We start from the raw sequence: 26916 nt of genomic DNA on the forward strand, positions 1-26916 counted from the left end.
CGGGGTGGGCAGGGCAGGGCACATGGGCGGGCCGATCCTTGGGCAGGAACGGCTATCTGAGCATGGCGCAGGGCCGGGCGGAATGGGATCAATCCGGTATTCGGTCACATTGTGATGAAAGCGGCCAAGTTTGACGTGATTGACCCGTCCGATGCTGGCGCTCGGGGCGCTGGAGGACTACCGTCGAACGCTTCGCCGACCTCTTGCCCGCGCCCATGACCGAGCCCGCAACGCCCCCCGAGCACCTGCGCCGCAGCCTTTCCAACCGCCACCTGCAACTGATCGCCATCGGCGGTGCCATCGGCACCGGCCTGTTCATGGGCTCGGGCAAGACCATCAGCCTGGCCGGACCCTCCATCGTCTTCGTCTACCTGATCATCGGCGCGATGCTGTTCTTCGTGATGCGCGCGATGGGCGAGCTGCTGCTGTCGAATCTGCAGTACAAGTCCTTCATCGATTTCTCCACGGATCTGCTCGGCCCATGGGCCGGGTTCTTCTGTGGATGGACATACTGGTTCTGCTGGATCGTGACCGCCATCGCCGATGTGATCGCCATTGCCGCCTATGCGCAGTTCTGGTTCCCCGGGCTGGATGCGTGGATACCGGCGCTGGCCTGCGTGCTGCTGTTGCTGGCACTGAACCTGGTGACCGTGAAGCTGTTCGGCGAGATGGAGTTCTGGTTTGCGCTGATCAAGATCGTGGCGATCTGTGCGCTGATCATCACCGGCGCCGGGCTGGTGGCCTGGGGCTTCACCTCGCCCAGTGGCCACACCGCGTCGCTGTCGAACCTGTGGAATGACGGCGGCCTGTTCCCGATGGGCCTGGTCGGCTTCTTCGCCGGTTTCCAGATTGCGGTGTTCGCCTTCGTCGGCATCGAGCTGGTCGGCACCACCGCCGCCGAGACCGCCGACCCCGAGCGCAACCTGCCCAAGGCGATCAACTCGATTCCGGTACGCATCATCATCTTCTACGTGCTGGCGCTGATTGCGATCATGGCCGTCACCCCGTGGCGCCAGGTGGTGCCGGACAAGAGCCCGTTCGTGCAGCTGTTCGTGCTGGCCGGCATTCCTGCCGCCGCCAGCCTGATCAACTTCGTGGTGCTGACTTCGGCCACGTCCTCGGCCAACAGCGGCATCTTCTCCACCAGTCGCATGCTGTACGGCCTTGCCGAGGAAGGCCACGCACCGCGGGGGCTGTCGAAGTTGTCGCGCGCTGCCGTGCCTGCCCGTGGCCTGCTGTTCTCGTGCCTGTGCCTGCTGGGTGGCACGCTGCTGATCTACCTGATTCCGAACCTGGTGACTGCTTTCACCCTGGTGACGACGCTGGCGACGGTGCTGTTCATCTTCGTGTGGTCGCTGATCCTGGTGGCCTACATGGCCTATCGCCGCCGCTACCCGGAACGCCACGCTGCGTCGATCTTCAAGATGCCCGGCGGCGTCGCCATGTGCTGGGCCTGCCTGGTGTTCTTCGCCGCGGTGCTGGTGCTGCTGAGCCTGCAGGCTGACACCCGCCAGGCGCTGATCGCCAGCCCGGTGTGGTTCGTGCTGCTGGGCGTGGGGTACCGGGTGCGTCTCAGAACGGTGAAATGACCGGGAATGCGGGGTTTCGGCAACGCCGGAAATCGAGAACGTCGGAAATCGGTAGAGTCGACTGTTAGTCGACTGCTCTTCCATGGGCTTTCGGAAAACCCCGCGCTGCGCGCGATAGTCGACTGACAGTCGACTCTACCGCTGCGGGCGCCGGCGCAAGTGCAGGGTGCAGCCCTGCCGACCCCCATTCACCCAACATTCGCGGGCGCGGCCGGATGATCCGGCCGCCATGTCCCGTCGCCCTCTCCTGCTTGTGCTGTTGCTGCTGCCCAGCCTGTGGCCCGGGCTGGCCGCCGCACGCACCGTCTACCGCTGTGTGCAGGGCAACACCGTCAGCCTGGCCACCGCGCCGGAACCGGGTTCGCGCTGTAGCCCGAAGGAAATCGACGACAACGCCATCCAGACCCCGAACCTGTGGGGCAACATGGGCGTGTTCAGCGGCGTACTGTACGAGCGCGAGCAGGATGGCGTGCTGGTCTACTCCACCCGCAACCTGCCCGGCTCGCGGGTATTCCTGAAGTTCACCGTGGCCACGCCGCCGGGCGAGCCTGCCCACGAAGGCCTGGGCAAGGTGGGCAAGCCGCAGCTGGCGCAGCACGCCAGGCAGTTCAAGGCCGCGGCCAAGGCCACGGGCGTCGACGATGCCTGGCTGCGCGCAATCGCCCATGCCGAAAGCAATTTCGATCCGCTGGCGGTGTCCAGCAAGGGCGCACAGGGCGTGATGCAGTTGATGCCGGAGACCGCACAGGAATATGGCGTGCGCGATCCGTTTTCGCCGCAGCAGTCGATCGAGGGCGGCGCGCGCTACATGCGCGCGCTGCTGCGCCGTTACAACGGCGATCGCCCGTTGGCGGCGGCTGCCTACAACGCGGGCATCGGTGCAGTCACCCGCTACAAGGGCGTGCCGCCCTACGCCGAAACCCTGGCCTATGTGGACAAGGTGATGGCGCTGTACGCGCGCTACCGCGAAGCGATGGGCATCCGCACCGAAGTGCCAGCCCGCTAGGCGGGAGGTGTAGTGCCGAGCCCACGCTCGGCTCCACAGGAAATCGGCTCAGCGCGAGGTGGACGTGCTGACCAGGTCGTAGCGCTCGATGCGGCCGACGCGTGCCACCTCGGCCTGCACGTCGGCACGCTGCTTCAGCACACGCCAGGCGGCATCGATCTTCACGTCGCCGGGCAGCGACGGATACGTGCGCATGTCCTGCAGGGAGGCCAGTGCCTCGCCGCGCTCAACCGGTGAGCGCAGCTGTTCGATCAGCACCGCAGCGGCCGCGTCCAGATTGCCTTCCTCCAGCAGCATCTCGCGCTGGAACAGGCGCGCTTCATCGCCCTGGGCCAGGATGGCTGCGCGCGCGGCCTGTTCGGTCTTGGCATCGCCACGTTCACGGGCGGCAACGAACTGCAGCAGTGCCTGGGCCGCCTTGCCGTAACCGGCCAGGCCCGGCATGTCATTCACCGCGACAGCAGCGTCCTGAATGCGGCCCAGCGAACTGAGCAAGAACCCGACGTTGAACTGGTGCTCGGCACCATCCGGGCCCAGCGCACCGATGCGTGCGGCCAGCCTGGCTGTGGACAGCGCATCATCGTTACGGCCCAACCGGCGCAGCGCCATAAGCCGGCTGTTGAGCAGCCACGCCACCCATTCGGCTTCCGTCGCCGAGGGCGACTCACCTTCGGCCGCCGCACCGGCCATGCCATCGGTCAGCGCAAGCACTTCCTCGTTGCGGTCCAGCATCAGCAGCGTGCTGCTGAACTCGGCCATGCGTGCGTCCAGCGCCCGGTCGAGCAGGCCGGAAACCCGCAGTTCGTCGAGGTGCTTCTGTGCAGCCTGCACTGGGTCGAAGCGGGCATCGTCGCGGTCGACATAGCGATCAAACCGCTTGTCACTGCGCAGGCGGATGATCTCGGCGGGGCCGGTGATGCGCGCCAACGTGGCCGGGATGTCGTCGCCCCGGCCATTGTCGGCCTGCAGTGTTGCCAGTGCCAGCCACAGTCCGGTGGGTTCCAGGCCGCCGCTCTTCCAGCCGTTGTCGAACAGCGCCTGCAGCAGTTCCATGCGCTGCTGGGGCTGGTCCCGCAGGCGGAACTGCAGGTAGTTGATCGCGTGGTGGTCCACCGGCAACGGCGCCTCGGCATGCTTCAGCGCCTGCACCAGGTGCTTCGTGGCAGGTGCCGGTTGGTTCTCGGACAGTTCCACCGAGACCAGGGTCAGCAGGATCTGCGCGTCGTCCGGCAGTGCTTCCTGTGCGCGCTGCAGGTAGCGGCGGGCCTGGTCCGGCTTCTTCTGCACCATCGCGGTCCAGCCGGCCACCTGCGCGGCGCGGCCGCGATGTTCGGCATCGAAGTCATCCAGCATCGGATCTTCCATCAGCCGTTCCATCGCGATCAGCGCGCCCAGCGTGTTGCCACTGCGTGACTGCTGGATGGCCTCATCCCAGCGCGTGGCATAGGCCATGTGCATCACATCGGCGGTGATTGACGGCTTCTGCGGCGCCACCGTGATCGAAGCGGTGGCGGATGTGCTGGCCAATGCGGCGGCCAGCAGGGCAGCAAGGGGGAGGATGCGGGGCATGGAGGATCTCCATCCGTGGGAACCGCATTGAACCTGCTGGGGCTGGTGAGAACAAGCGTGGCGCATGGAACTCTGGTATCCGGCAGTACGATTGGCCTTGGCGCATGCGGTGCCCAGCGTCTATTGTCGGTGCCTCTTCAGGCAGCAGGCAGGCAGCGCAGCGCGATGGCACGGTGGCAATGGATGGCGGCAGGCGTAGCGTTGGCGACGGTAGTGGCATTGGCTGCGACCTGGTGGGAGACACCGCTGCACACGTTGGCTGAACCGGCGGGCCCGGCTCCAACGCCACTGGCGTGGACCGCACAGATCGAGCCGCTGGCCGGCGATGGCCACCCCGGTGACCGCGACGGCGCGTCCGGGCAGGCACGCTTCGCCGATCCCTATGCGTTGCTGCGCAGTGCCGATGGCAGTGTCTATTTCACTGATGCCGGTGATAACAACCGGATCCGTCGCCGCCTGCCCGATGGCCGCGTCGAAACGGTGGCCGGGCAGGGCGAGGGGCGCGTTGATGGCCCGGCACTGCAGGCCAGTTTCAACACGCCTTCGGGCATTGCCGCCGACGCGCAGGGCAACCTGTATGTGGCCGACACCGGCAACCATGCCATCCGCCGCATCGGCACCGACGGCCAGGTGACCACGCTGGCCGGTGGTGAACAGGGCCACGTTGATGGACCTGCCGCGCAGGCGCGCTTCGATGCGCCGATGGGCATCGCAGTGGATGCGCAGGGCCAGGTCTACGTGGCCGATACCTTCAATGACCGCATCCGGGTGATCGGTACCGATGGCAACGTGCGCACACTGGCCGGTGGCGATCGGCCGGGCCTGGCCGATGGCACGGGCGCCGCTGCGCGCTTCGATACGCCGGTGGCACTGGCCTTCGACGCGCAGGGCGCGTTGCTGGTGGCCGACCTGTTCAACAACGCGGTGCGCCGCGTCGGTGCCGATGGCACGGTCAGCACCGTGGTGGGTGGGGGTGGCGTGATCAATGGGCCGCTGTCGTTGGCCACCACCCACGATGGCGTGCTGTACGTGGGCGACATGGATGGCCGCATCGTGCAGGTGACGCCGCAGGGCCATCAGATCGCGCTGGTCGGCAACGGTCGACTGCCACGCCTGGCCCGCCCCAGTGGCCTGGCGATGGACGCCGACGGCAGCGTGCTGGTGGCCGACGCGACGGCCTATCGCCTGCACCGCCTGCGCCCGCTACCGGTGGGGGAACTGCCCGCACCGGCGCTGGTCGGCCCGGCCGCCGATGCCGCGCTGCCCGATACCGGCGGCCGTTGGCCGCTGGCGCCGCAGGATGGCTGGCACGAAGTGGTCGGCACGCTGGGAGAGGTGCGCGGCAACTTCAGCGGCGAGAGTCGCCATCACCTGCACGGGGGCTTCGACGTGCGCGGTGATGTGGGCCAGACCGTGCTGGCGATTGCCGATGGCAAGATCAGCAGCCCGATGGCGGCCTGGAGCTTGGGCGAGCAGGCTGAGGGCCTGGCCGTGGATCGCCTCAAGTACATCCACATGCGGGTGGGCCGCACCCCACGCAATGAACCGTTCGATGCGCGCTGGCAGGCGCTGTACGACGAGCAGGGCAAGCTGGAGCGGATGCGCGTGCGGCGCGGCATGCGCATTCACGTCGGCGATCGCCTGGGCAGCATCAACAACCAGGCGCATGTGCACCTGGCCGTCGGCACCGGTGGTTTCGAGACCAACGCCGTGGCACTGGGCTTCCAGAACTACGCCGACCACTTCGCACCGCGCATCACCGATGTGGCGTTGCTGGACGACAACGACCAGCCGATGGCCGCAGGCAGCGATGGCGTGGTGATGGTGGCGCGCCAGGGACGCGGTGTGCAGATCGTGGTCGAAGCCTGGGACCAGGTCGACAACAACCTGCCGCGGCGGCGCCTGGGCATGTACCAGGTGGGTTACCAGATTCTCGATGCGGGCGGCCAACCGCTGCAGGGCTACGAGCAGCCACGCTGGAACATCGTGTTCAACCGCATGCCGCCGCAGCGGGAAGCGGTGCGCGTGACCTACGCACCGGACAGCGGCATCACCGTGCATGGCAGCGCGGTAACCCGGTTCCGCTACCTGGCCACCAACACCGTGCGTGATGGCCTGATGGAAACCGGGCGCTGGCAGCCGGCGGCGCTGCCGCCGGGCGAGTACATCGTGCGCGCTGGCGTGCGCGACTACAGCGGCAATGAAGGCATCGGCCCGCGCGAGATCAGGGTACGGCTGCTGCCGTAGCCGCAGCCGCAGCCGGCGCGCCGCAGCGTTCGCGCTCGGCGTCCATGTCTTCCAGCGGCCGCACTTCGATGCTGCCGAAGCGTGCCCAAGGGAAGTCGCGGGCGATGCGCATGGCTTCGTCGCGGTCGCGGGCGACGATCAGGTTGAAGCCGGCCAGCAGTTCGCGGGTTTCGGCGAAGGGGCCATCCAGTACGCGGCTGTGGCCATCACGCACGCGCAGGGTCTGCGCGGTGTCGACCGGCTGCAGCTTCTGCGCGGCCAGCAGCGTGCCTTCGGCCTGCAGCTTGTCGGCATGGGCCAGGCAGTCGCGCATCAGCGCGTTGAATTCTTCGATGGGCAGGGCCTGCAGCAGGGCAGGCTCGATGTAGATCAGGAGCAGGTACTGCTGCATGGCGCGGTCCTGGCGGGGGCGGGGTGCCCATGATGGCGCAGGTCTGCGCGTGGGCATGTTGCAGCGCGGGAGGCGCGCCTTCGGCGACTCCCGCCGAAGGCGCGCCTTCCACGGAAGAAAAAATTTCCAACAGACGTGTCGATTCCCAGCCCCTTGGTTCGTTGTACCCAGTGAAGGGCACGCATCACGCGTCCCCACGGGAGACTGCAATGAAAGTGATGGTGATCGTGAAGGCCAACGCCGACTCCGAAGCCGGCCGCATGCCCAGCGAACAGGAACTGTCCGAAATGGGCGCCTTCAACGAACAGCTCGTGGCCGCCGGCATCATGCTGGCCGGTGAAGGCCTGCACGCCACCCAGCGCGGCCGTCGCATTCATTTCGGCGGCGGGGCACCCAAGGTCGAGGCCGGTCCGTTCGGTCCTGCCAGCGAACAGATCGCCGGCTTCTGGTTGTGGGAGGTGCGGTCGCTGGACGAGGCCGTTGAATGGGCCAGCCGTGCGCCGTTCGGCGAGGGAGGCACGCTGGAACTGCGTCCCCTGATCTCCGCAGAAGACTTCGGTGAAGCCTTCACCCCCGAATTACAGCAGCAGGAACAGCGTCTGCGTGCACAGCTGGAAGGTTGACCCGATTCCTCTCCCTGCCGGGCAGGACCCGGCACTACTGCCCTGAACCGCACAACGGAGTATTGCCATGAAACTGATTCCCTTCCTCGGCTTCAGCGGCCAGGCCCACGATGCGATGGCGTTCTACGCCAAGGCACTCGGTGCCCAGGTCACCTCGGAAATGAAGTACCGCGACATGCCGCCCTCCGATGGGTCGCCCGGCTGCAACGAGATGCCGCCGGAAACCCTCGACCACGTTGCGCACAGCCAGCTGGAGATCGGCAACGCCATCCTGATGGCCGCCGATGGCCCCGGCGGTGGCGAGGGTGGCTCGACCACCATCAATGTCGACGTCGACAGCATCGAGGAGGCCGAGCGCGTGTTCGCGGCGCTGGCCGAAGGTGGCCAGGCGCAGATGCCGATCGCTGAAACGTTCTGGGCGCACCGCTGGGGCATGCTGATCGACCGCTATGGCAAGCCGTGGATGGTCAACTGCATGAAGCAACCCTGATTCCTCTCTCTCTCTCTCTCTCTTTCATCCACAAGGAGCTACACCGATGAGTGCACCGCAACCGCAGATGATCTTCGTCAACCTGCCCGTGCAGGATCTGGAGAAGTCCAAGGCGTTCTTCACCGCGCTGGGCTACAGCTTCAATCCAACCTATACCAATGACGATGCGGCTGGCATGGTCATCAGCGAGAGCATCTACGTGATGCTGCTGACCCAACCTTTTTTCCAGCAGTTCACCAACAAGTCGATTGCCGATGCGCACACCCACACGGAAGTGATCAACGCACTCTCGGCACCCAGTCGCAAGGCAGTTGACGAGCTGTTGGACAAGGCACTGGCCGCCGGCGCCAGCGAAGCGCAGCCGGCGCGCGACCTGGGCTTCATGTACCAGCGCGGCTTCCAGGACCTGGATGGCCATCTCTGGGAAATCGCACACATGGACGGCGAGCCGGGCTGACGGCCGCCGCAAGGGAGAACCCACATGGCCTACGTGGATGCTTACGTGCTGCCGTGCCCACAGGACAAGGTGGCGGCCTACCGCCGCCTTGCCCGCAAGGCCGGCGCAGTGTGGAAGGACCATGGCGCGCTGCAGTACATGGAATGCGTGGCTGACGATGTGGAACCGGGCAAGAGCACCTCGTTCCCGCGTGCGGTCAAGGCGAAACCGGGCGAGACGGTGATCGTCGCCTTCGTGGTGTTCCGCTCGCGCGCGGCACGCGACCGCATCAACGCCAAGGTGATGGCCGACCCGCGGCTGGCGTCGCTGGGCCCGAAGGACATGCCGTTCGATACCAAGCGCATGCTCTGGGGCGGCTTCAAGCCGATTGTTGAAGCGTGAGCTGCGGCGCTTGTGCGGGCCGGGCGTGCGTGTTGTGATCGGCGCATGCTCGATCCCGCACTGACGCAGCGTCTGGAAGCCCTCTGGCGGATGGAGTCGCCAGTGTTGATCGCGCGCCTGGCGCGGCTGCTCGGCGGTGATGTCGGCCGTGCCGAGGAGCTGGCCCAGGACACCTGGCTGGCCGCGCTGGAGCGCTGGCCGGAACAGGGCATCCCGGACAACCCCGGAGCCTGGCTGATGACCACCGCGCGCAACCGCGCCATCGATGTGCTGCGCCAGCACCAGCGGGTGACGCAGCAGCATGCGCAGTGGGGTGAGGAACTGCATCCGGCCGCGCTGCCGGCACCCGATGACAGCCAGGCGCTGGAGGATGACCTGGGTGACGATCTGCTGCGGCTGATGTTCGTGGCCTGCCATCCGGTGCTGCCGGCCGATGCGCGGGTGGCACTGACCCTGCGCCTGCTCGGTGGCCTGACCACCGTCGAGATCGCACGTGCGTTCCTGCAGCCGGAGCCAACCATCGCCCAACGCATCGTTCGCGCCAAGCGCACCCTGGCGCAGAAGCAGGTGCCCTACGAGGTCCCGCGTGCTGACGCGATGCCTGAGCGGCTCGGATCGGTGCTGGAGGCGATCTACCTGGTCTTCAACGAAGGCTATGCGGCCAGTGCCGGTGACGACTGGATGCGTCCGGCGCTGTGCGACGAGGCACTGCGACTCGCGCGCATTCTGGCGCACCGGCTGCCGGTGCCGCCGGTGCTGGGCCTGCTGGCGCTGATGGAGCTGCAGGCCTCGCGTGCCGCAGCACGGACCGATGCGCAGGGCGTGCCGGTGCTGCTGGACCAACAGAACCGCGCGCGCTGGGACTGGCTGCAGATTGAACGCGGGCAGCAGGTGCTGGCGCGCGCGCTGGCCGCCGGTGGCGGCGACGATCTCTATGTGCTGCAGGCGCGCATCGCAGCGTGCCATGCGGCGGCGCGGCGCGCCGACGCTACCGACTGGCCGCGTATCGCCGCGCTCTATGCACAGCTGCTGCAGGTGCAACCTTCGCCAGTTGTCGCATTGAACCGCGTGGTGGCGATACTGCGCAGCGAGGGCGCGTTCGCTGCATGGGTACAACTGCAGCCGCTGCTGGTTGATGCGCGCCTGCGCGACTACGCGCCGCTGCAGGTGGTTCGTGGCGAGCTGTTGCAGGCACTGGGGCGTGAGCAGGATGCGCGTGACGCTTTTGGCGAGGCAGCTCGGCTCAGCCAGAACCGGGCCGAGCGCGGATTGCTGCGGCAACGGGCGGGCCTGCCCCGCACAGACTGAGCCGACAAGGACAGCACTTGTCGCCGCGCGCCTGAGCGGCTATGTTTCGCGCCCAGCGGACGCATCAGCGTCCGCATTCCGTGCGTATTGACCGAGGAGCGGTTGGATGTATTCAAGGACGAAGAGCGCATCGCGCGCTTTTGCGCGCCTGCTTGCCTGTGCCCTGTGCCTGGCCGTGTGGCCGATGGCCACCCAGGCGGCAGACAAATCACAGCAGGCCTATTGGGCAGGCTTCGCCTACACCGCTGATGCCGCCGCCGTGCAGGCGACCACGCCGCATGCGCATGCGGTGCTGGAACAGCGCGGCCTGATTCCGTTGAACCAGGCGCTGGCACAGTCGCTCAAGCGCCGCGCCCCGGCCCACCTGCAGCTGATCGACCAGCCGGTGGCGATGCTCGACGGCACCACCAGCGCGACCGTGCTGGCCGCGGCACTGGACCGCGAACTGGTCTCGGTCGAGCCGATCGGTGACCAGTACAAGGTGCTGGTGGAAGTGGCGCTGCAGGCGCTGTTCTTCGACTTCCGCGAGCGCCAGGTGATCGCGTCCTATCCGCTGACCCTGCAGCGCATCGACGTGCAGGATTACCGGCCGGACAACGACGATATCGACGCGATCGTTGCCGATCTCCTGTACGGCAGTGCCGATACCAGCCTGTCGCAGGTGCTGGCCGCCAGCCTCGCCCAGGCCAAGCTGCCCGATGCCGCCGTGCGTCGCCTGCAGGTCGGTGGCGTAACCCTGTCCGACGCGGTCCGCGCCAAGCTGCCCGACCCGAAGTGGGACGCCCCGCTGCGCGCCACGCTGGCCCACGAACTGTCCAAGACGCTGTCATCCAATACCGGCGTCGGCCTGCTGCCGCCGGCCTCGGGCCAGGCGATCGGTGGTGCGATGGCGGCGCGCTTTGCCGACGGCAAGGTCTACCAGCTGAAGATTCCCGAGCCGGACTACGTCATCAACCTGCAGGTGGATGCGTTGAAGAACGGCGTGATCGAAGAAACCCCGGCGATGAAGACGATGCTGTTCGGCGCCTTCTTCACCGCCAAGGTGACCGAGCCGTTCTCGGGGAAGGTCTATTTCGAACAGCCGCTGCGCAAGGGGGCCACCAAGGTGGTGCCGGTCACGCAGTGGCAGGTCGACCAGTGGTCGGCCAGCTACGAAACCCTGCTGGCCGGGCTCGATGCCTTCGCCGGCGCCGCCGCCAAGCGTGCCGATTCGCGCGCCTGGCTGGACGAACAGAAGCCGGGCGGCCGCCCGTTGCAGCAGCAGACCCAAGCCCTTCAGGAGTTGATCAAGTCATGTCGTTGATGCGTACCATCCTGCTCTTCCTCATCGCGCTGGTGGTGGCCTCGCCGGTCGCTGCGCAGACCGCCAGCTCGCGCGGTACCGGTTCGGCCAGCTACGGCCTGCGCCTGAGTGCCGACACCCGTGCCCAGGCCCTGAACAAGGCCAAGGTCAATGCCCTGGAGGCGTACATCGCTGAAACCGGTGCGGCCAAGCTGCGCCTGTTCGAAGCGCGCCGCGCCGAGTTCATCGGCGAGATCGATCGCTACGTGCTCAGCGCCGTGCAGCTGTCGGACACCGAAGACAAGAAGGCCAAGACCTACACCGTCACCGTCCGCGCCGAGATCAACACCACCCTGCTGCAGACCAAGCTGGATGCGGGTTCGGCCGTGGCCGGTGCCACCGCCGCGCAGCGCTCGCTGCTGACCTTCCTGTTCATGGCGCGCTCGCAGGACACCGTGCAGTCGTTCCAGGACAAGGAATACCGCCGCGTCGACGCCAGCAGCAGCTACAGCGAGAACACCCGTGAGGGCGACAGCTTCCGCGGCAACTCGGTCAGCACCAACGGCAGCATCAACCAGAATGGTTCGATGTCGGTCACCAGCGGTGGCAGCACCACCGCACGCGCCGACAACATCACCTGGAAGGTGGCCAACGCCGCCGAAGTGAACACCGCGATGACCGGTGCCTTCAGCGCCGCCGGCTACGAAGTGGTCGAAGCCGAATACGTGGAGGGCGAGTCGCGCGGCCTGCTCAGCATCGAGCGCATCCGCAAGGACTTCAGCACCGGCAACGACCTGGCCCCGGCCACCCTGCGCGATACCGCCAACGGCATCCGTGCGGCCAACATTCCGTACATCGCCGTCGGCACCCTCGACATCGGCATGCGCGACCGCGATCCGGCCAGTGGCAACACCCGCGTGTTCGTCACGGTCACCGGCAAGGTGCTGGACGTGACCGGTCGCTTCCCGCGCACCGTGTCGTCGGTGGGCCCGGTGCAGTTCTCCGGCACCGGCCCGAATGAAACCGTGGCCCGTACCAACGCGCTGCAGCTGGCTGCCGAAAAGGCCGCCCAGCAGATGATCAACGAACTGAACGTCAAGGCGGTCCGCTGATCCGCCACCCCGGTGGGTGCCGAGCCCGCTCGGCATCACCCTGGATTACCGATTCCCACGTGCCGCTTCGCGGCCGTCTCTCCCAAAGGACACTCATATGATCCGCAATACTGCTCTTGTCGTGGCCATCGCTGCCGCCACCCTGTCGATGCCGGCCCACGCTGGCCTGGGCAAGCTGAAGGACCTGGCCGGTGCCGCCACCGGCACCTCCAGCAGCAGCGCTTCCAGCGCCGCCGCCCCGGACGAAGCCGCGCAGGAAGCGCTGGTGCGTCGTTTCGTCAGCTCGCAGTCGCACTCGCTGCAGGCCCAGACCTCGTTTGCCCGTGCCTTCGGCCTGGCCGAGCAGGTGCAGCTGCTGGAAGCCGAGCGCCAGGCGCTGTCGTCGGGTTCGGTAAGCGTCGATGCGATGAAGAAGTCGGTGTCGGTCAGCGAAGCGGCGCAGGCTGCGATCAACGAGCGCCAGGCCGCGCAGCCGGAACTGAACGCTGAATCCAAGCAGCACTACGCCGAAGGCCTGGTCTCGCTGCTGGCGTCGGCCGCCGAAGCACAGAAGCTCGGTGGCGAGGCCAGCAACTTCACCGCCGGCATGAAGAACCTGGGCGCGACCCAGCTGGCGACCGTCGGCCGCAAGCTGGCCGCCGGTGCATGGGTGGCCAAGGAATCGCCGGGCTTCATCCAGGGCCTGTACGGCTCGACCAAGTCGGCCGTGACCTTCGCCAGGAAGAGCAAGGTGAAGGTGCCGTCCAACGCCGATTCGATGCTCGACACGCTCTGATCCGAGGCGAATCTCCATGCGTATGACCTACCGTTTGATCGGCCTGGGCCTGGTTGCCGCGCTGCTTGCAGCCTGTGGCGAGCAGGACGCCCCGGCTGCCGCGCCCGCCAAGGAAAAGGCAACCAGTGCACTGGCCAGCAATGCGCCAGTGGAAGCGGCGCCCCTGCGTGGCACGCCGGATTTCGGCGGCACCACCCAGGTCGCGCGCGAGGCCGACGGCATCGGCAGCACCCCGGAACTGGCGGTGCTGGCGGCGTTGCAGTCGGCGGTGGCGCAGGTCAACGGCGTACGCGTGGCCAGCCAGATGCAGGGCCTGCGTGCAGGCCTGCATGTGGATGTGGATGACGAACACGTCGGCGACATCCGCGCCGACGCGTTCACCCAGCAGATGATCGCCGGCTCGCAGGGCGCGGTGCTGGGCTATGAAATCCTGTCGCAGGACGAAGTGCGGCAGCTGGACGAGGAGACCATCGCCCGTGTGCGCGCCAGCGACGAAGGCTGGAGCTTCAAGGGCTCGGCGTCGGCCAGTGCGTCCGGCGAAGCCTCGGCCAAGAGCGGTTCGGCTTCGGCCAGTGTCAAGCAGAGCTACGACGAGAAGGTCAACGTCGATGCCAAGCGTGGCGCCAGCTCGTTCGATTCCGACGTGACCCACCGCAGCATGCGCAGCTACTGGAAGGTACGCGTACGTGCCCAGATCGCCCAGTACCGCGCACCGGACGAGCAGGGCAAGCCGAAGATCGTGGTCGCGCTGCCGCGTACCAAGGCCGGCAGCTATGCCGTGGGCGATGGCCGCGTGAGCGCCGATGAAGTGGCCGACGCGATCCGCGCACGCCTGTCCGACACGCTGACCCAGACCCAGCGCTTCATCGTGCTGGACCGTGAGTTCGGCGACGAACTGCAGGCCGAGATCGACCACATCAACAGCGGCAACGTACGTTTGCAGGACACTGCCCGTGTCGGCCAGCAGCTGGCGACCGACCTGATCCTGATCCCGACCATCGAACGCTTCGAGTACCCGCGCAGCGTGCGCAACCTGCGCATGTCCGACCGCCAGGTGACCTCGTACTCCGGTGGTGGCCGCATCACCCTGCGCCTGGTCAACGCCACCACCGGCCAGGTGGTGATGTCCGACAGCTTCGACCACCAGCTGGCCTCGACCGGCCCCAGCACCCTGCCGCGCGTGGTCAACGGCCGCAACATGGCCGCGGCGATGATGGAATCGCTGTCGGGCCAGATCGGCACCAGCATCGTCACCACGCTGTTCCCGGTATCGGTGGTCTCGGTGGACGGTGACCAGGTGGTGCTGAGCCAGGGCGGTGACACCGTGCAGGCCGGCCAGCGCTGGCAGGCCGTGCGCCTGGGCGAAGAACTGAAGGACCCGCAGACCGGCCGCTCGCTGGGCCGCAGCGAACACCCGTGCTGCACCATCCGCATCGACCGCGTCGCTGCACAGACCTCATACGGCACCATCGAAGACGGCGTCGACGCGATGCGCGGCGGTTTCCGTCCGGGCCAGATCGAACTGCGCCAGAAGCTGGGCAGCAAGCCGGCGGCCGCCGCCGCAGGAGCGACTGCCTCGGCCGCTCCCGCAGCTGCCGCACGCCCGGCCGCCAAGCCGAAGCCCAAGCCCGCTGCCGCGCCGGCCGAAGATCCGAACTGGTAACAGGCTCAAGCAACACACCGATGGGGTCAGAGCCCTTTCCCGCCGGGAAAGGGATCTGACCCCTTCCTGTTTCAGTCCGTGTCGACCAAGGTCGACACCTACCAACAGCGGCGTGTCGATCAAGGTCGACACCCACCACAGCGGTGTGTCGACCAAGGTCGACTTCCACCAACAGCAGCGGGAACCTGTCGAAGGCGGGGTGGGTCCGGTTGCGGGGGCGTGAGCCGCATGGATGCGGCGACCGAGCTTACATGCATGTACTTGCAGCGTCCCCCGCAACCGGACCCACCCCGCCATCCCACGGAATGCCGCTGTTGCTTTGGCTTTGGCTTTGGCTGTTGCTGTTGCTGTTGCCCTGGCTTCGGCGGGTGCAGGGCGCAGCCCTGCCGAATCCCATTACACTCCAGAGAGATTTCCCTGCTGGAGAGAGCAATGAAGCGAGTAGCACTGGGCGTGCTGGCCCTGTCAGTGTCGAGCGCACTGATGGCCGCCACCCCGAAATTCGACGGCGCGCGGATCTCCGCCGACGTCAAGGAACTGGCCTCCGACGCCTACGAAGGCCGCTCGCCGGCCACCGCCGGCGAAGAGAAGACCATCGCCTTCCTCAGCAAGCAGTTCGCCGATGCCGGCCTGCAGCCGGGCGGTGACCTCAAGGATGGCAAGCGCCTGTGGACCCAGGCCGTTCCGCTGCGCAAGGGCGACATCGTCGGCGCACCGCAGCTGGCGCTGCACCAGGGCGGCAAGACCGTTGCGCTGGAGCAGGGCAAGCAGATCGCCGTGCGCGCCGCCATGAACGGCGCCAGCAACGTCGATATCAGCAAGGCGCCGCTGGTGTTCCTCGGCTACGGCGTGAAGGCCCCGGAGCGCAACTGGGACGACTTCAAGGGCGTGGACCTGAAGGGCAAGATCGCCGTCGTGCTGATCAACGACCCGGACTTCGAGACGGGCCAGGGTGATTTCGACGGCAAGGGCATGACCTACTACGGTCGTTGGACCTACAAGTACGAAGAAGGCGCCCGCCAGGGGGCGCTGGGCGTGCTGATCGTGCACGAGACCGCACCGGCGTCGTACGGCTGGGCCACCGTGGCCGGCTCCAACACCAACACCATGTTCGATGTGGTGCGCGACAACCCGGCGGAAAGCCACCCGCTGCTGGAAGGCTGGATCCAGCGCGACCTGGCCGTGGAGCTGTTCCGCTCGGCCGGGCAGGACTTCGAGGCGCTGAAGAAGAAGGCGCAGCAGCGCGACTTCACCCCGGTGCCGCTGACCGGCGCCAGCCTGGACGCGAAGTACGCGGTGAAGACCGAAGTGATCACCTCGCACAACGTGGCCGCACGCCTGGAAGGCAGCAGCCACCCGGACGAGACGATCATCTACAGCGCGCACTGGGACCACATCGGCGTGGGTGAGCCGGACGCGCGTGGCGACCGCATCTTCAACGGTGCGCTGGACAACGCCAGCGGTACCGCTTCGCTGATCGAGCTTGCCCGTGGCTTCGCCAAGCAGAAGCGCCCGCAGCGTTCGGTGCTGTTCCTGGCAGTCACCGCCGAGGAAAAGGGCCTGCTGGGTTCGGAGTACTACGCCACCCATCCGCTGTACCCGCTGGAAAAGACCGTGGCGGTGATCAACATGGATGGCATGGCGCCGTTCGGTCCGTCGCGCGATTTCGGCATCTACGGCGCCGCGCGCTTCGAGCTGCTGGACCAGCTGAAGGACGTGGCCAAGGGCTGGGATATCCGCTACACGCCGGACCCGAAGCCGGAAGCGGGCCTGTTCTTCCGCTCCGATCACTTCCCGTTCGCCAAGCGTGGCGTGCCGGCACTGTCGTGGTCGGCCGGCCAGGACTGGGTGGACGGTGGCGTGGCTGCGGGCAAGAAGGCCTCGGAAGACTACACCGCCAAGCGCTACCACCAGCAGGGCGACGAATGGCAGCCGGACTGGGTGTTCGCCGGTGCCGCCCGCGACCTGGAAGTGCTGTACACGCTGGGCAACCAGCTGGCCAACTCCCGTGCCTGGCCGAACTGGAGCAAGGACGAGTCGTTCCGCGCCGTACGCGACGCCAGCGCCGACCAGCGCGAATAAGAAGCACCGGTAGTGCCGGCCGCTGGCCGGCATTGCTGCGAGGCTTGCGGCGATGACGGGGTGCCGGCCAGCGGCCGGCACTGCCAGAGCCGCTTCCATCCCCGCTTTCCCGCCCTTCGTCGCAGCCCGCTTGCTTGCCCGGCGGGCCGCCCTATGCTCGGCTCACCCCCTTCCTCCAAGGCGCCGCCGTGTTCGCCAGCCTTTCTCTCCTGTTACGTCATCTGCTGGCCTGGGCTGCGGCGCTGTTCGTCGCAGGCATGGTCTGGAGCGGCATCTTCAGTGGCATGAACGATGGCCCGGGCTGGATTTTCGGCCTGCTGGCGATGTTCCTGATCATTTCCGCGCTGGGCAGTGCCATCACCCATATCCGCCGGGTCTGGCTGGTGGCCGGTCGCCTGGATGCCACCACCTTGTCCGGGCGCCAGCGCCGCCAGATCGAACTGCCGATGGACGCCGGCCACGCGTTCTCGGTAGTGGAAGCGGCGATCGCCGAACTTCCCCGCGTTGAGGATGTGGAAAGCTCGGCCGGCAGCCTGCAGGTGCGCGCCTATGTTCGCCGCGTGGATCTCTGGAATGGGCGTCAGCCCTCGCGCTGGAACCTGCCGGCGCGGCTGGCGATCAAGCGCAACAGCGTGCTGGCCACGGTCACGCCGGGGCAGGGCACCAGCACCGTCACCCTACTGTTTGAACCGGATGCGGGCTGGTGGGCCGACCTGCTGGCGCTGGACGAGGGCAGCAACTTCGAGAACGCCGAAGCGGTCACCCGTGCGATCAGCCGCCGCGTGGCCGACCAGCGTCGCGATGAGCAGGCCGCCGCCGAACAGACCCAGGTGGAAAAGGAACTGTCGGTGGCGCGCTTGAATCTGCTGCACGCGCAGGTGGAACCGCACTTCCTGTACAACACGCTGGCCAACGCGCAGGTGCTGACCCGCACCGACCCGGCGCGTGCCGAACAGATGCTCGGCCACCTGATCCAGTACCTGCGCAGCTCGTTGCCGCAGGTGGACGAATCGGTGTCCACGCTGGGCGTGGAGCTGGAGCGCACCCGCGCCTACCTGGAGATTCTGCGTATCCGCATGGGCGCGCGGCTGGCGGTGGAAGTGCAGGTACCCAACGAACTGCATGGCGTGCACCTGCCGGCGATGGCGTTGCAGACACTGGTGGAAAACGCGATCAAGCACGGCCTGGAACCCAAGCCCGGCGGTGGCACGATCTGGATCCTCGCGCGCGGTTTCGATGACCACGTGACCGTGACCGTCGCCGACGACGGGCTCGGCTTCGGGCAGGGCACCAGCGGTACCGGCATCGGCCTGAAGAACCTGCGCGAGCGCCTGCGCCTGACCTGCGGTGAGCAGGCCGGTGTGGCGATCGTGGCCAATTTCCCCAGCGGCGTGGCCGCGACCATGACCCTGCCGCAGTCGCACAAGGAGCGCAGCCATGCCGCTTGAGGCACTGATCGCTGAAGACGAAGAACTGCTGCGGCAGTCGCTGGTGGAGCAACTTCGCCGGCTGTGGCCGGACCTGAAGCTGGTGGCCGAGTGCGAGGACGGCGCCAGCGCGCTGGAGCAGCTGGCCGAGAAGCAGCCGGACATCGCTTTCCTCGATATCCGCATGCCCGGTATCAGCGGCATCGAGGTCGCGCGCTCGCTGTCCGAGCTGAGTCCGCGCACCCAGGTGGTGTTCGTTACTGCCTACGACCAGTACGCCATCGATGCATTCGAGCAGGGCGCGATGGATTACCTGCTCAAGCCGGTAAGCGACGAGCGCCTGCTTGCCACCCGCGAACGCATCCTGTCGCGGCTGCCATCGACGCGGCAGGACGATGCCGTGCTGGAGCGCCTGCTGCAGCGGTTGGGCCCATCGCAGGGCACTGCAGAGCGACCGCCGCTGGCCTGGATCACCGCCAGCAACGGCCGCGAGACGCAGCTGATCATGCTGGAGGAGGTGGCCTACTTCCGCGCCGACAACAAGTACACCACCGTGGTCACTGCCGCCGGCGAGAGCCTGCTGCGCACGCCGTTGCGCGAACTGCTGGAAGTGCTCGACCCGCAGCATTTCCGCCAGATCCACCGCTCGACCATCGTCAACATGAAGGCCGTGGCGGCGGTCAGCCGCGACGATACCGGGCGGGGCGTGCTGCGCCTGCGTGGCCGAACGGAAACGCTGGTGGTCAGCCAACCGTTCATGAGCCTGTTCCGCGGCATGTAGCCGCAGCCGCATCCCCCCTGCACCGAGGAATGAACATGTCCCGTCTGCTGATTGCGTGCGTTGCCGTGCTGGCACTGGCCGGCTGCGAAAAATCCCGCAACACCTCGATCACCCGCACCCATGCCAACGGCGTGGACACGCTGTACAGCAAGAGTACGGTGGTCGACGGCGAGGCGCGCTTTCAGTGCATTGCCAGCAGCAGTGGCCACTGCCATTACCTGGTGCTGGACCCAGCGTGCAGCACCGATGCCGCGTGCACCACGCCGCCGCTGCGTCGGTTTGCGGTTGCGGCAGGCAAGACCGAGGCCATGCGTGGCCTGCCCGACGGCTTCCGCCAGTGCGTCAGCCAGGACCCGATAGAACACTGCCACCGCGAGTGATCACGGTGGCAGTGTGGATCCCCCCGCTTCGCTGAAGGGTCAGTAGGCAGGCTGCAGCGTCAGCTCGTGATGGTGTTCGGTTTCGCCGACGTGGTTCAGGCGTCCGACCAGCTCCGAGTGCTGCTTCATCCGCCCGATCTCGGTCATGATGCGGATGTCCTCGTGGCGCAGTTCGCGCTTGGTGGTGACCGCCTGCTTGTAGTCCAGCACTTCCGGGTAGTGCTCGGCCAGGTCCAGTGCCTCGGCCACGTGCTCCACGCTGTCGGCCTTGGAACTGATGCGGGCGCGGCTGTTGAAGGCCTTCATCCAGCGCTCGAAGCCGGCCTGCTGATCGAACATGTTGGCCATGAACCAGATCACGAACAGGATCGAGACCCATGAGCCGAACACGATCACCACGCGGGTGAAGGTGATATGGAAGTCATCGCGCCACAGGTAGTTGGCGATCAGGCCCAGGATGAGCAGAGAGGCTGCCTGCCAGCCGATGATCGATGCGATCAGCCACTGGCACTTGGCCTGGGCCAGCACCGCCACTTCATCGCGGATCTGCTGCTCGCTGAGGTTGCGCCAGTGCGCCACCTGTTTGTCGAACGGGCTGCTGTAGAGCTCGTTGTCGCGAAGCAGAATTCCCAAACCCTTGAACAAGGCAATCATGGCTGGCTCCTTGTGGAACGTGCGTCGATCAGCATTGGACGGTGTGGCGGGTCCAGTTCTAGCACTTCCAGCGGGCGGTGCAACGGGGGCAATGCCAAGCGGCGCAAGGGTTTGCCCGGCGGGAGTGAAAATTGATGCATTGCATCATCGCGGTCACAGCCTGCGACAGGATGTCGCAGGGTGAAACGTGCTGCGGCCGCACATGAAACGGTCGCTGAGCGTGGAGGCTCGCCGCCTGCGCCGTGATCGCCGAGAATCGGGGCCGACCGCGCAAGATGCGACCGTTCTTCCGACTTTCCTGGACCCGTGATGCCGGCTTTGCTGCAGCGACTCTACCGCCCCGTCACCGCGCCGATCCGGCGCTGGGTACTGGACGCCTTCCCGCGCGGCCAGAGTGGCATCGACTACGACCATCCGCAGGGCGACCCGGGCTGGTTCGGCCCGGACAGCGTCACCTGGCGGCTGCACGCCGAATTTCCCTCGATGCTCGCCGGTGGCCTGTGCGCGCTGATGCTGCAGACACTGCACCCACGCGCGCTGGCCGGGGTCTACGACCACTCCAATTTCCGCCAGGATTTGGTGGGACGCCTGCGCCGCACCACCGCCTTCGTTGCCGGCACCAGCTACGCGCCCACTGGCGAAGTGGAGGCGCTGGTGGCCAAGGTGCGCCGTATTCATGCACGGATCCGCGGCCAGACCGCGCAGGGCGAGCCCTACGCCGCCGACGATCCGCAGTTGCTGACCTGGGTGCACGTGACCGAAGCCTTCGGGTTCCTGCAGGGTTTCCGCCGCTATGGGCGCGAGGTGCCGGGGGACATCGCCGACCGCTACTACGATGAGTACCGCCGTGTGGCCGAGGCGCTGGGTGCAGTGGATGTGCCGTGCAGCGAAGCCGAGGTGGCGGCGTACTTCTGCGCGCGGCAACCGGAGCTGCGTGTGGACGAGCGCTCGCGTGAAGTGCTGGAGGTGTTGTCCGGCGTGCGCCTGCCGGTACCGGTGCCGGGGCTGTCGCGCGAGGTGTTCCTCGGTGCGGGCGCGGCGCTGCTGCCGGACTGGGCCGAAGGCATGCTTGCACGCAGTGGCCGTCAGCGCGCCCAGGCTGCGGCGTCTGCGAAGCTGATGCAGGGCATGGCGCCGCTGTTCCGCCGTGCGCTGCCCGACGGCCTCGCCAGCCGCGCCTGTGCACGCATGGGCGCGCCGGTGGAGATCCTGCGCGAGTGGCCCGCGGTTGCCTGGTAGGTGCCAACCTTGGTTGGCACGCTTTTCGCGGTGCCGCGGAAGCGCCAACCAAGGTTGGCAGCTACCCGCAAGTGAAACGGGCGCCTTGCGGCGCCCGTTCCGGTTACATCACCACACCTTGACCCGCTTGTCCGGGGCCAGGTACAGCTTCTGGCCTTCCTTCACGTCGAACGCCGGGTACCACGCGTCGATGTTGCGCACGGTGAGTGCGCGGAACTGGCCCGGTGCATGCACATCGGTCAGCAGCGAGTTGCGCAGCGCCTGCTCGCGGCTCTTGCTGCGCCAGGCCTGGGCAAAGCCGAGGAAGAAGCGCTGGTCCGGGGTGAAGCCTTCCAGGGTCTGGCCCGGCTTGCCCTGCAGCGACAGCTGGTAGGCGTCGTAGGCGGTACCCAGGCCGGCCACGTCGGCGATGTTCTCGCCCAGGGTCAGCTTGCCATTCACATGCACGCCCGGGAACGGCTCGTAGCTGCTGAACTGCGCGGCCAGCGCATCGCCGGCGGCGTTGAACTGCTTCAGGTCCTCGGCGGTCCACCAGTTGTGCAGCTTGCCGGTTTCATCGAACAGTGCGCCCGCGTTGTCGAAACCGTGGCTGATCTCGTGGCCGATCACGGCGCCGATCGCACCATAGTTCACGGCGTCGTCGGCGGCGCCGTCGAAGAACGGCGGCTGCAGGATCGCGGCCGGGAACACCAGGCGGTTTTCCAGCGGCACATTCATCGCGTTGATGGTCTGCGGCAGCATCGCCCACTCGCCGTGGTCGACCGGCTTGCCCAGCTTGGCGATGTTGCGCTGGTACTCGAACAGCTCGGCGCGCTGTGCATTGCCCAGCGGGTCATCACGGCGGATCTCAAGGCCGGTGTAGTCGCGCCACTTTTCCGGATAGCCCATGCCCACGGTCAGGCCGGCCACCTTCGCCTTGGCGCTCGCCTTGGTCTGCGGCGACATCCACGCCAGCGCGTCGATGCGCTTGGCGAAGGCGGCAATGATGTTCTTGGCCATCTCGTCCGCGCGTTCCTTGGTCTTCGCGTCGAAGTGCTTTTCGACGTAACGCTTGCCGATCGCTTCGCCCACTGCGTGGTTGGCGTCGTCCACCGCGCGCTTCCAGCGATCGCTCTGCTGCGGCGTGCCGCTCAGCGCGGTGCCGTGGAAGGCGAAGCGGGCATCGGCGAATTTCTTCGGCAGATAGGCGGCGGCACGGTCCAGCGCGTGGAAGGCCAGGTAGTCCTTCCACACCTCCAGTGGCTCGGTGGCGACCAGCCTGGACAGGCCGGCCACGGCTTTGGGCTGCCAGACGATGAAGTCCTGCTGCTTGCCCAGCGCGGCCGCGTCGAGGAAGGCGTTCCAGTCCATGCCGGGCGCCTTGGCATTGAAGTCGGCCTGGGTCCAGGGATTGGCACCCTTGGTCACATCATTGGTTTCTTCCTGGGTGGCATGTGCCTGCGCGATCTTCGTCTCCAGCGCGAGAATGCGTTGTGCCTTGCCGGCCGGATCGGCGACCCCGGCCAGCTGCAGCATCTGTGCGATGTAGGCCTGGTACTGCTTGCGCAGTTCGGCCATGCGGCCGCCGCCCAGGTAGAAATCGCGGTCGGGCATGCCCAGGCCGCCCTGCACCAGGTAGGGCGCATTGCGGTCGGGCTGCAGCAGGTCCACCGACACCCACAGGCCGAACAGGCGGTCGGTGTAGAAGTTGGTCGCATTGAGCAGGTCGACGTCGGCGCGCACATCGCCGCCCAGGGCGCGTGCCAGGCCGGCCTTGTCGGTGATGGCATCGATCGCCTTCAGCTGCGGCTCCACGGGTGCAACGCCGCGCTGCTCGATGCCGGCCTCGTCCATGTAAGCGGCGTAGTAATCGCCGATCAGCTTGTCGTCACCGCTGGCCTGGGTGTTGCCGGCGGCCCCTTCGAGAATGGCGCGGGTGTCGGCCAGGGTCTTCTCGGCAATGACGTTGAAGCTGCCGAAGCGCGACCGGTCGGCCGGAATCTCGGTGTTCTTGACCCAGGTGCCGTTGGCGAAGCCAAAGAAGTCATCGCCGGCGGCAATGCTGCGGTCCATGCCGCTGGCATCGAAGCCGAAGCTGCCCAGCATCGGCTTGGCCGCAGCGGGGGTGGCATCGGCCGGCGCGGTGGCCGTGGCGGCCGGCTCGGCCGGGCGGTCACAGGCGGCCAGGGACAGGCTGGCAACGATGGCCAGCGCCAGGGTGGGACGGCGCAGCTTGGACATGGACTTCTCTTGCGGCGGAAAACGCCAAGTCTAATCTGCGCCGGCCCGCCTGGCGGCCCTGTGCTGCGTCCTGTGCTGTGCAGGATCTGGCTGAACACGTGGAACCGACCTTCACGCCGTGAGCGACGTGGTGCATGCTGGACCCTGGAACCCTGCGCGGACACGGGGAGGTGGCCATGCGGGGGCGGGTCAGGCGTCAAGAATGGCGTCCACCGGCCGTTGAGGTCGGGGACGTGGAGGATTCGTTCGCGCATGAAGCCAGCCGACTGCACAAGGAACACCCGCCGATGCCCGCGCTGAAACGCGCGTTGGCCCGGCCGCTGCGCGCCATTACCTGGGGCGGAGTGCTGCTGGGCGTGCTGCTGGTCACCGGGCTGACCCTCATGCTGGTCAATGACTACCACCGCCGTCTGGAAGCGGCGCAGCGCCAGAGCCGCGCGCTGGCGGTGGGCAGCGAGCGCCTGCTGGCGCTGGAACTGCGCAACCTGGAGCGGGCCATGTCCGGCATCGCCGCCGACGCCGCCGAGCTGTTCCGCAGCGTGCCGGCGCAGGCGCCGGCCCTGCTGGATGCATCCATCGGCGGGGTGCTGGGCCGGCATGCCGAACTGCACAGCATCGCCGTGCTCGACCGCCATGGCCGACCGCTGACGGCCGGCGAGGGCGACCTGCAGCTGCCGCTGTGGACCGACCCGCAGCGTCGTGGCCAGGGGAGCGCGCTGTACATCGGCCCGCCGCAGCGGGCCAGCGATGGCGGTTGGGTGGTCCCGCTGGCGCTGCCGATGGCCGGCGAACGCTGGCTGCTGGCACGGCTGCGCTGCGGCGAACTGCAGCGCATCGTCGGTGGCCTCGACGTCGGCCCCAAGGGACTGGTCTCGATCAGCGATGCCGAAGGCTACATGCTGGCCCGCGTGCCTGATCCGCATGGCACGGTGGGCCACCGCTATGACCTGCCACGCCGTGACCTGCTCGGCACGCAGGCAGTGGTCGAGCTGGGCAGCATGCCGGGCGTGGTGGATGGCGTACCGCGCATCCTCACCATCAGCACGCTCGAACGCAGTCCGCTGGCGGTGCAGGTGGGCCTGGCCGACGAAGACGTGCTGGCACCGTGGTGGCCCTACCTGCAGGCATCGGTGGCAATCGTACTGGCCTACATCGTGGTGCTGCTGGTGCTGCTGTATGCGGTGCGCCGAACCACCCGCAGCCAGCAGTCGATGGCCGAAGAGCTGAAGGCCGGCCACGCCGAGCTGCGCCTTGCGCACCAGGTCGGGCGTGTCTGCACCTGGTACGTGGACGAGGATGCCGCGCTGCTGCGCTGGTCACCCCTGGCGCGCGAGATCTTCGGCGTGCAGACCGATGCCCTGCCGGTGGCCGACTTCTTCGCACGCGTGCATCGCGACGACGCCGCACGCCTGCAGCAGGCCTTCGACCAGGCCTTCGCCGGCGGCGCGGTGCTCGACCAGGTATTCCGCCTGGTGCTGCCCGGAGGCGAGGTGCGCTGGGTCGGGGCACGTGGGCAGCGGGTGGAAGTGGCCGACAGCGAGCGGCGCATGATCGGTGCGCTGACCGACCTGAGCGAACGCTATCAGGCGCGCGAGCAGATGAGCGAAGTGGAACGCCGCTTCCGCCTGCTGTTTGACCGCAATCCGGCGCCGTTCTGGGTATTCGACCCGGACACGCTGCGCTTCATCGAGGTCAACGATGCCGCCGTGCGCCAGTACGGCTACAGCCGCGACGAGTTCCTGGCGATGAGCATCCTCGACATCCGCCCGCGCGAGGGCTGGGACGAGGTGCGTGGTGCCATCCAGCGCGCACAGGTGGGCGATCCTCCGGATGCGACCGTGCGCCTGCATCGGCGCAAGGACGGCAGCGTGTTCGAGGTGCGCGCACACCTGTCCAAACTCGATTTCGACGGACAGCCCGCGTGCCTGGTGCTGGCCGAGGATGTGAGCGAACGGTTGGCCTACGAGCGCGACCTGGCTTACCAGGCGCGGCACAACCCGGCCACCGGCCTGCTCAATGTACGCGCGTTGACCGAACAGCTGGATGGGCAGGGCGAGGGCTATACCATCGCCTTCGTGCAGCTGCGCGGCCTGCAGCTCGTGGCCGATACGCTGGGCCGCGAGATCGGCGATGCGGTACTGCAGTCGATGGCGACCCGGCTCGGGGGCCTGGGCGCGCGCTATGGCACGCTGGCGTTCCAGCCGGCCGAAGATTTTGTCTTGGCCATCGGTGCCGGGCACGATACCCAGCGCGTGCTGGACGACCTGCTGCAGATCGTGTCGGCGCCGATGCGCGGCAAGGACTCGCTGCACCAGTTCGAGCCGCGTATCGGCGTGGCCGTGCATGTCGCCGGTGACGGCCATGGCGCCGAACAGGTGATCGGCATGGCCGCGCAGGCCGCGCACGCGGCGCGTGCCGAGGGCAACGTGGTGGTCTGGTTCGATGCGGCGGTGACCACGCGGCTGGCCGATCGGTTGCGCCTGGCCGGGCGCATCCATGCCGCTATCGACAACGAGTTCCAGCTGTACTTCCAGCCGATCCGGCATGCCGGTGATGGCAGCCCGGCCGCGCTGGAGGCCCTGCTGCGCTGGCCGCAGGCCGATGGCAGCTTCATCCCGCCCAACGAGTTCATCCAGCTGTGCGAGGACACCGGGTTGATCCTGGCGCTGGGCCGCTGGGTGATCCGCGCCGCGGCGAAGGCGCAGCGCCGTCTGGTCGACGCCGGGTGGGGCGAGCTGCCGATCGCGGTCAACGTGTCTGCGGTGCAGTTCTTCAACAGCGACCTGGTGGCCGAGTTCACCCGCGCCCAGCAGGAATTCGGCCTGGCCCGCGGTGCGCTGCACGTGGAGCTGACCGAGAGCAGCCTGATGCGCAAGCCGGCGCAGGCGATGCAGACCATGCAGCGCCTGCATGAGCAGGGCATCAGCGTGTCGCTGGATGATTTCGGCACGGGCTATTCCAGCATGTCCTACCTGCAGCACCTGCCGCTGGACATCCTGAAGATCGACCGCAGCTTCGTGGCGGACGTGGAAACCAATCCACGCAACGCCTCGATCTGTCGCGCGCTGCTGTCGCTGGGCCACAGCATGGGCCTGACCATCATTGCCGAAGGCGTGGAAACACCGGGGCAGCTGGACTGGCTGGCCGCGCACGGCTGTGACCAGGTGCAGGGTTACCTGCTGGGGCGGCCGGCACCGCTGGAGCGGATCATCGATGCGCTGGATGAAGTCCCCGCCTGAT

22 protein-coding genes are annotated in these 26916 nt (G+C 67.4%); 18 read left to right on the top strand and 4 right to left on the bottom strand.

What is annotated here, in order from left to right:
• Positions 1-215 precede the first annotated feature (215 nt).
• Both cycA and AC5P9W_RS11550 read left to right on the top strand, forming a co-directional pair.
• Positions 216-1589, top strand: coding sequence for a D-serine/D-alanine/glycine transporter (gene cycA, locus AC5P9W_RS11545; RefSeq protein WP_021204435.1), 1374 nt, complete (start codon positions 216-218; stop codon positions 1587-1589).
• Positions 1590-1818: 229 nt separating this feature from the next.
• The gene (locus tag AC5P9W_RS11550; protein WP_019660891.1) at positions 1819-2595 is read left to right on the top strand and encodes a lytic transglycosylase domain-containing protein; all 777 of its coding nucleotides are present in this window, start codon (positions 1819-1821) and stop codon (positions 2593-2595) included.
• Positions 2596-2643: 48 nt separating this feature from the next.
• Here AC5P9W_RS11550 and AC5P9W_RS11555 read toward each other — a convergent pair whose 3' ends face one another.
• Positions 2644-4164 (bottom strand): tetratricopeptide repeat protein, encoded by a 1521-nt coding sequence (locus AC5P9W_RS11555; protein ID WP_495219245.1) that lies wholly within the window; start codon positions 4162-4164, stop codon positions 2644-2646.
• A gap of 165 nt (positions 4165-4329) precedes the next feature.
• Here AC5P9W_RS11555 and AC5P9W_RS11560 point away from each other — a divergent pair, with 165 nt between their 5' ends.
• Complete coding sequence (locus AC5P9W_RS11560; protein WP_495219246.1) at positions 4330-6411, top strand: NHL repeat-containing protein; 2082 nt, start codon at positions 4330-4332, stop codon at positions 6409-6411.
• Here AC5P9W_RS11560 and AC5P9W_RS11565 read toward each other — a convergent pair.
• On the bottom strand, positions 6389-6802 hold the full coding sequence (locus tag AC5P9W_RS11565) for a YciI family protein (protein WP_049403440.1): 414 nt from the start codon (positions 6800-6802) through the stop codon (positions 6389-6391). The genes AC5P9W_RS11560 and AC5P9W_RS11565 overlap by 23 nt on opposite strands.
• Before the next feature lie 209 nt (positions 6803-7011).
• On the opposite strand from AC5P9W_RS11565, the gene AC5P9W_RS11570 reads away from it, so the two are divergent.
• The 13 genes from AC5P9W_RS11570 (at position 7012) to AC5P9W_RS11630 (ending at position 19563) form a co-directional block, all read left to right on the top strand.
• On the top strand, positions 7012-7425 hold the full coding sequence (locus AC5P9W_RS11570; RefSeq protein ID WP_053500761.1) for a YciI family protein: 414 nt from the start codon (positions 7012-7014) through the stop codon (positions 7423-7425).
• Between the two features lie 67 nt (positions 7426-7492).
• Positions 7493-7915: a VOC family protein gene (locus tag AC5P9W_RS11575; RefSeq protein ID WP_206621842.1), complete on the top strand. Its 423-nt coding sequence runs from the start codon at positions 7493-7495 to the stop codon at positions 7913-7915.
• A 46-nt stretch (positions 7916-7961) separates the two neighbouring features.
• Entirely contained in the window at positions 7962-8372 is a 411-nt protein-coding gene (locus AC5P9W_RS11580) for a VOC family protein (RefSeq protein ID WP_206621841.1), read from the top strand.
• 24 nt (positions 8373-8396) lie between these two features.
• Positions 8397-8753: a DUF1428 domain-containing protein gene (locus AC5P9W_RS11585; RefSeq protein ID WP_495214070.1), complete on the top strand. Its 357-nt coding sequence runs from the start codon at positions 8397-8399 to the stop codon at positions 8751-8753.
• Positions 8754-8798: 45 nt separating this feature from the next.
• Entirely contained in the window at positions 8799-10061 is a 1263-nt protein-coding gene (locus AC5P9W_RS11590; RefSeq protein WP_495219248.1) for an RNA polymerase sigma factor, read from the top strand.
• 106 nt (positions 10062-10167) lie between these two features.
• Positions 10168-11364, top strand: a complete 1197-nt coding sequence (locus tag AC5P9W_RS11595) for a hypothetical protein (RefSeq protein ID WP_021202154.1) — start codon at positions 10168-10170, stop codon at positions 11362-11364.
• Complete coding sequence (locus AC5P9W_RS11600; protein ID WP_021202155.1) at positions 11355-12455, top strand: hypothetical protein; 1101 nt, start codon at positions 11355-11357, stop codon at positions 12453-12455. Before AC5P9W_RS11595 ends, AC5P9W_RS11600 begins: the two co-directional genes overlap by 10 nt.
• Before the next feature lie 97 nt (positions 12456-12552).
• On the top strand, positions 12553-13230 hold the full coding sequence (locus AC5P9W_RS11605) for a hypothetical protein (RefSeq protein WP_021202156.1): 678 nt from the start codon (positions 12553-12555) through the stop codon (positions 13228-13230).
• Between the two features lie 16 nt (positions 13231-13246).
• A complete protein-coding gene (locus AC5P9W_RS11610; protein ID WP_180832583.1) occupies positions 13247-14893 on the top strand; it encodes a CsgG/HfaB family protein in 1647 nt (548 codons plus the stop codon).
• Between the two features lie 432 nt (positions 14894-15325).
• Complete coding sequence (locus AC5P9W_RS11615; protein WP_111097730.1) at positions 15326-16975, top strand: M28 family metallopeptidase; 1650 nt, start codon at positions 15326-15328, stop codon at positions 16973-16975.
• A gap of 188 nt (positions 16976-17163) precedes the next feature.
• Complete coding sequence (locus AC5P9W_RS11620) at positions 17164-18423, top strand: sensor histidine kinase (RefSeq protein WP_021204365.1); 1260 nt, start codon at positions 17164-17166, stop codon at positions 18421-18423.
• Complete coding sequence (locus AC5P9W_RS11625) at positions 18413-19183, top strand: LytR/AlgR family response regulator transcription factor (RefSeq protein ID WP_021204366.1); 771 nt, start codon at positions 18413-18415, stop codon at positions 19181-19183. The genes AC5P9W_RS11620 and AC5P9W_RS11625 overlap by 11 nt, the downstream gene beginning before the upstream one ends.
• 35 nt (positions 19184-19218) lie before the next feature.
• Positions 19219-19563 (top strand): hypothetical protein, encoded by a 345-nt coding sequence (locus AC5P9W_RS11630; RefSeq protein WP_031270794.1) that lies wholly within the window; start codon positions 19219-19221, stop codon positions 19561-19563.
• 39 nt (positions 19564-19602) lie between these two features.
• Here AC5P9W_RS11630 and AC5P9W_RS11635 read toward each other — a convergent pair whose 3' ends face one another.
• Positions 19603-20217 carry a hypothetical protein gene (locus AC5P9W_RS11635; protein ID WP_021204368.1) on the bottom strand — a complete coding sequence of 205 codons (615 nt, stop codon included), beginning with the start codon at positions 20215-20217 and terminating at the stop codon, positions 19603-19605.
• Positions 20218-20526: 309 nt separating this feature from the next.
• On the opposite strand from AC5P9W_RS11635, the gene AC5P9W_RS11640 reads away from it, so the two are divergent.
• Positions 20527-21456, top strand: a complete 930-nt coding sequence (locus AC5P9W_RS11640) for an oxygenase MpaB family protein (RefSeq protein WP_197575636.1) — start codon at positions 20527-20529, stop codon at positions 21454-21456.
• Positions 21457-21564: 108 nt separating this feature from the next.
• On the opposite strand, the gene AC5P9W_RS11645 is transcribed toward AC5P9W_RS11640, so the two are convergent.
• Positions 21565-23676, bottom strand: coding sequence for a M13 family metallopeptidase (locus tag AC5P9W_RS11645; RefSeq protein ID WP_021204370.1), 2112 nt, complete (start codon positions 23674-23676; stop codon positions 21565-21567).
• A gap of 176 nt (positions 23677-23852) precedes the next feature.
• On the opposite strand from AC5P9W_RS11645, the gene AC5P9W_RS11650 reads away from it, so the two are divergent.
• Entirely contained in the window at positions 23853-26915 is a 3063-nt protein-coding gene (locus AC5P9W_RS11650) for a bifunctional diguanylate cyclase/phosphodiesterase (RefSeq protein WP_171953450.1), read from the top strand.
• The last annotated feature ends 1 nt before the right edge of the window (position 26916 follow it).

This window comes from Stenotrophomonas sp. YJH_SMC_33, from assembly GCF_059372295.1.

Coding starts and splice junctions, on each gene's coding strand:
- cycA (WP_021204435.1), top strand. CDS start 216: ATGACCGAGCCCGCAACGCCCCCCGAGCACCTGCGCCGCAGCCTTTCC.
- AC5P9W_RS11550 (WP_019660891.1), top strand. CDS start 1,819: ATGTCCCGTCGCCCTCTCCTGCTTGTGCTGTTGCTGCTGCCCAGCCTG.
- AC5P9W_RS11555 (WP_495219245.1), bottom strand. CDS start 4,164: ATGCCCCGCATCCTCCCCCTTGCTGCCCTGCTGGCCGCCGCATTGGCC.
- AC5P9W_RS11560 (WP_495219246.1), top strand. CDS start 4,330: ATGGCACGGTGGCAATGGATGGCGGCAGGCGTAGCGTTGGCGACGGTA.
- AC5P9W_RS11565 (WP_049403440.1), bottom strand. CDS start 6,802: ATGCAGCAGTACCTGCTCCTGATCTACATCGAGCCTGCCCTGCTGCAG.
- AC5P9W_RS11570 (WP_053500761.1), top strand. CDS start 7,012: ATGAAAGTGATGGTGATCGTGAAGGCCAACGCCGACTCCGAAGCCGGC.
- AC5P9W_RS11575 (WP_206621842.1), top strand. CDS start 7,493: ATGAAACTGATTCCCTTCCTCGGCTTCAGCGGCCAGGCCCACGATGCG.
- AC5P9W_RS11580 (WP_206621841.1), top strand. CDS start 7,962: ATGAGTGCACCGCAACCGCAGATGATCTTCGTCAACCTGCCCGTGCAG.
- AC5P9W_RS11585 (WP_495214070.1), top strand. CDS start 8,397: ATGGCCTACGTGGATGCTTACGTGCTGCCGTGCCCACAGGACAAGGTG.
- AC5P9W_RS11590 (WP_495219248.1), top strand. CDS start 8,799: ATGCTCGATCCCGCACTGACGCAGCGTCTGGAAGCCCTCTGGCGGATG.
- AC5P9W_RS11595 (WP_021202154.1), top strand. CDS start 10,168: ATGTATTCAAGGACGAAGAGCGCATCGCGCGCTTTTGCGCGCCTGCTT.
- AC5P9W_RS11600 (WP_021202155.1), top strand. CDS start 11,355: ATGTCGTTGATGCGTACCATCCTGCTCTTCCTCATCGCGCTGGTGGTG.
- AC5P9W_RS11605 (WP_021202156.1), top strand. CDS start 12,553: ATGATCCGCAATACTGCTCTTGTCGTGGCCATCGCTGCCGCCACCCTG.
- AC5P9W_RS11610 (WP_180832583.1), top strand. CDS start 13,247: ATGCGTATGACCTACCGTTTGATCGGCCTGGGCCTGGTTGCCGCGCTG.
- AC5P9W_RS11615 (WP_111097730.1), top strand. CDS start 15,326: ATGAAGCGAGTAGCACTGGGCGTGCTGGCCCTGTCAGTGTCGAGCGCA.
- AC5P9W_RS11625 (WP_021204366.1), top strand. CDS start 18,413: ATGCCGCTTGAGGCACTGATCGCTGAAGACGAAGAACTGCTGCGGCAG.
- AC5P9W_RS11630 (WP_031270794.1), top strand. CDS start 19,219: ATGTCCCGTCTGCTGATTGCGTGCGTTGCCGTGCTGGCACTGGCCGGC.
- AC5P9W_RS11635 (WP_021204368.1), bottom strand. CDS start 20,217: ATGATTGCCTTGTTCAAGGGTTTGGGAATTCTGCTTCGCGACAACGAG.
- AC5P9W_RS11640 (WP_197575636.1), top strand. CDS start 20,527: ATGCCGGCTTTGCTGCAGCGACTCTACCGCCCCGTCACCGCGCCGATC.
- AC5P9W_RS11645 (WP_021204370.1), bottom strand. CDS start 23,676: ATGTCCAAGCTGCGCCGTCCCACCCTGGCGCTGGCCATCGTTGCCAGC.
- AC5P9W_RS11650 (WP_171953450.1), top strand. CDS start 23,853: ATGCGGGGGCGGGTCAGGCGTCAAGAATGGCGTCCACCGGCCGTTGAG.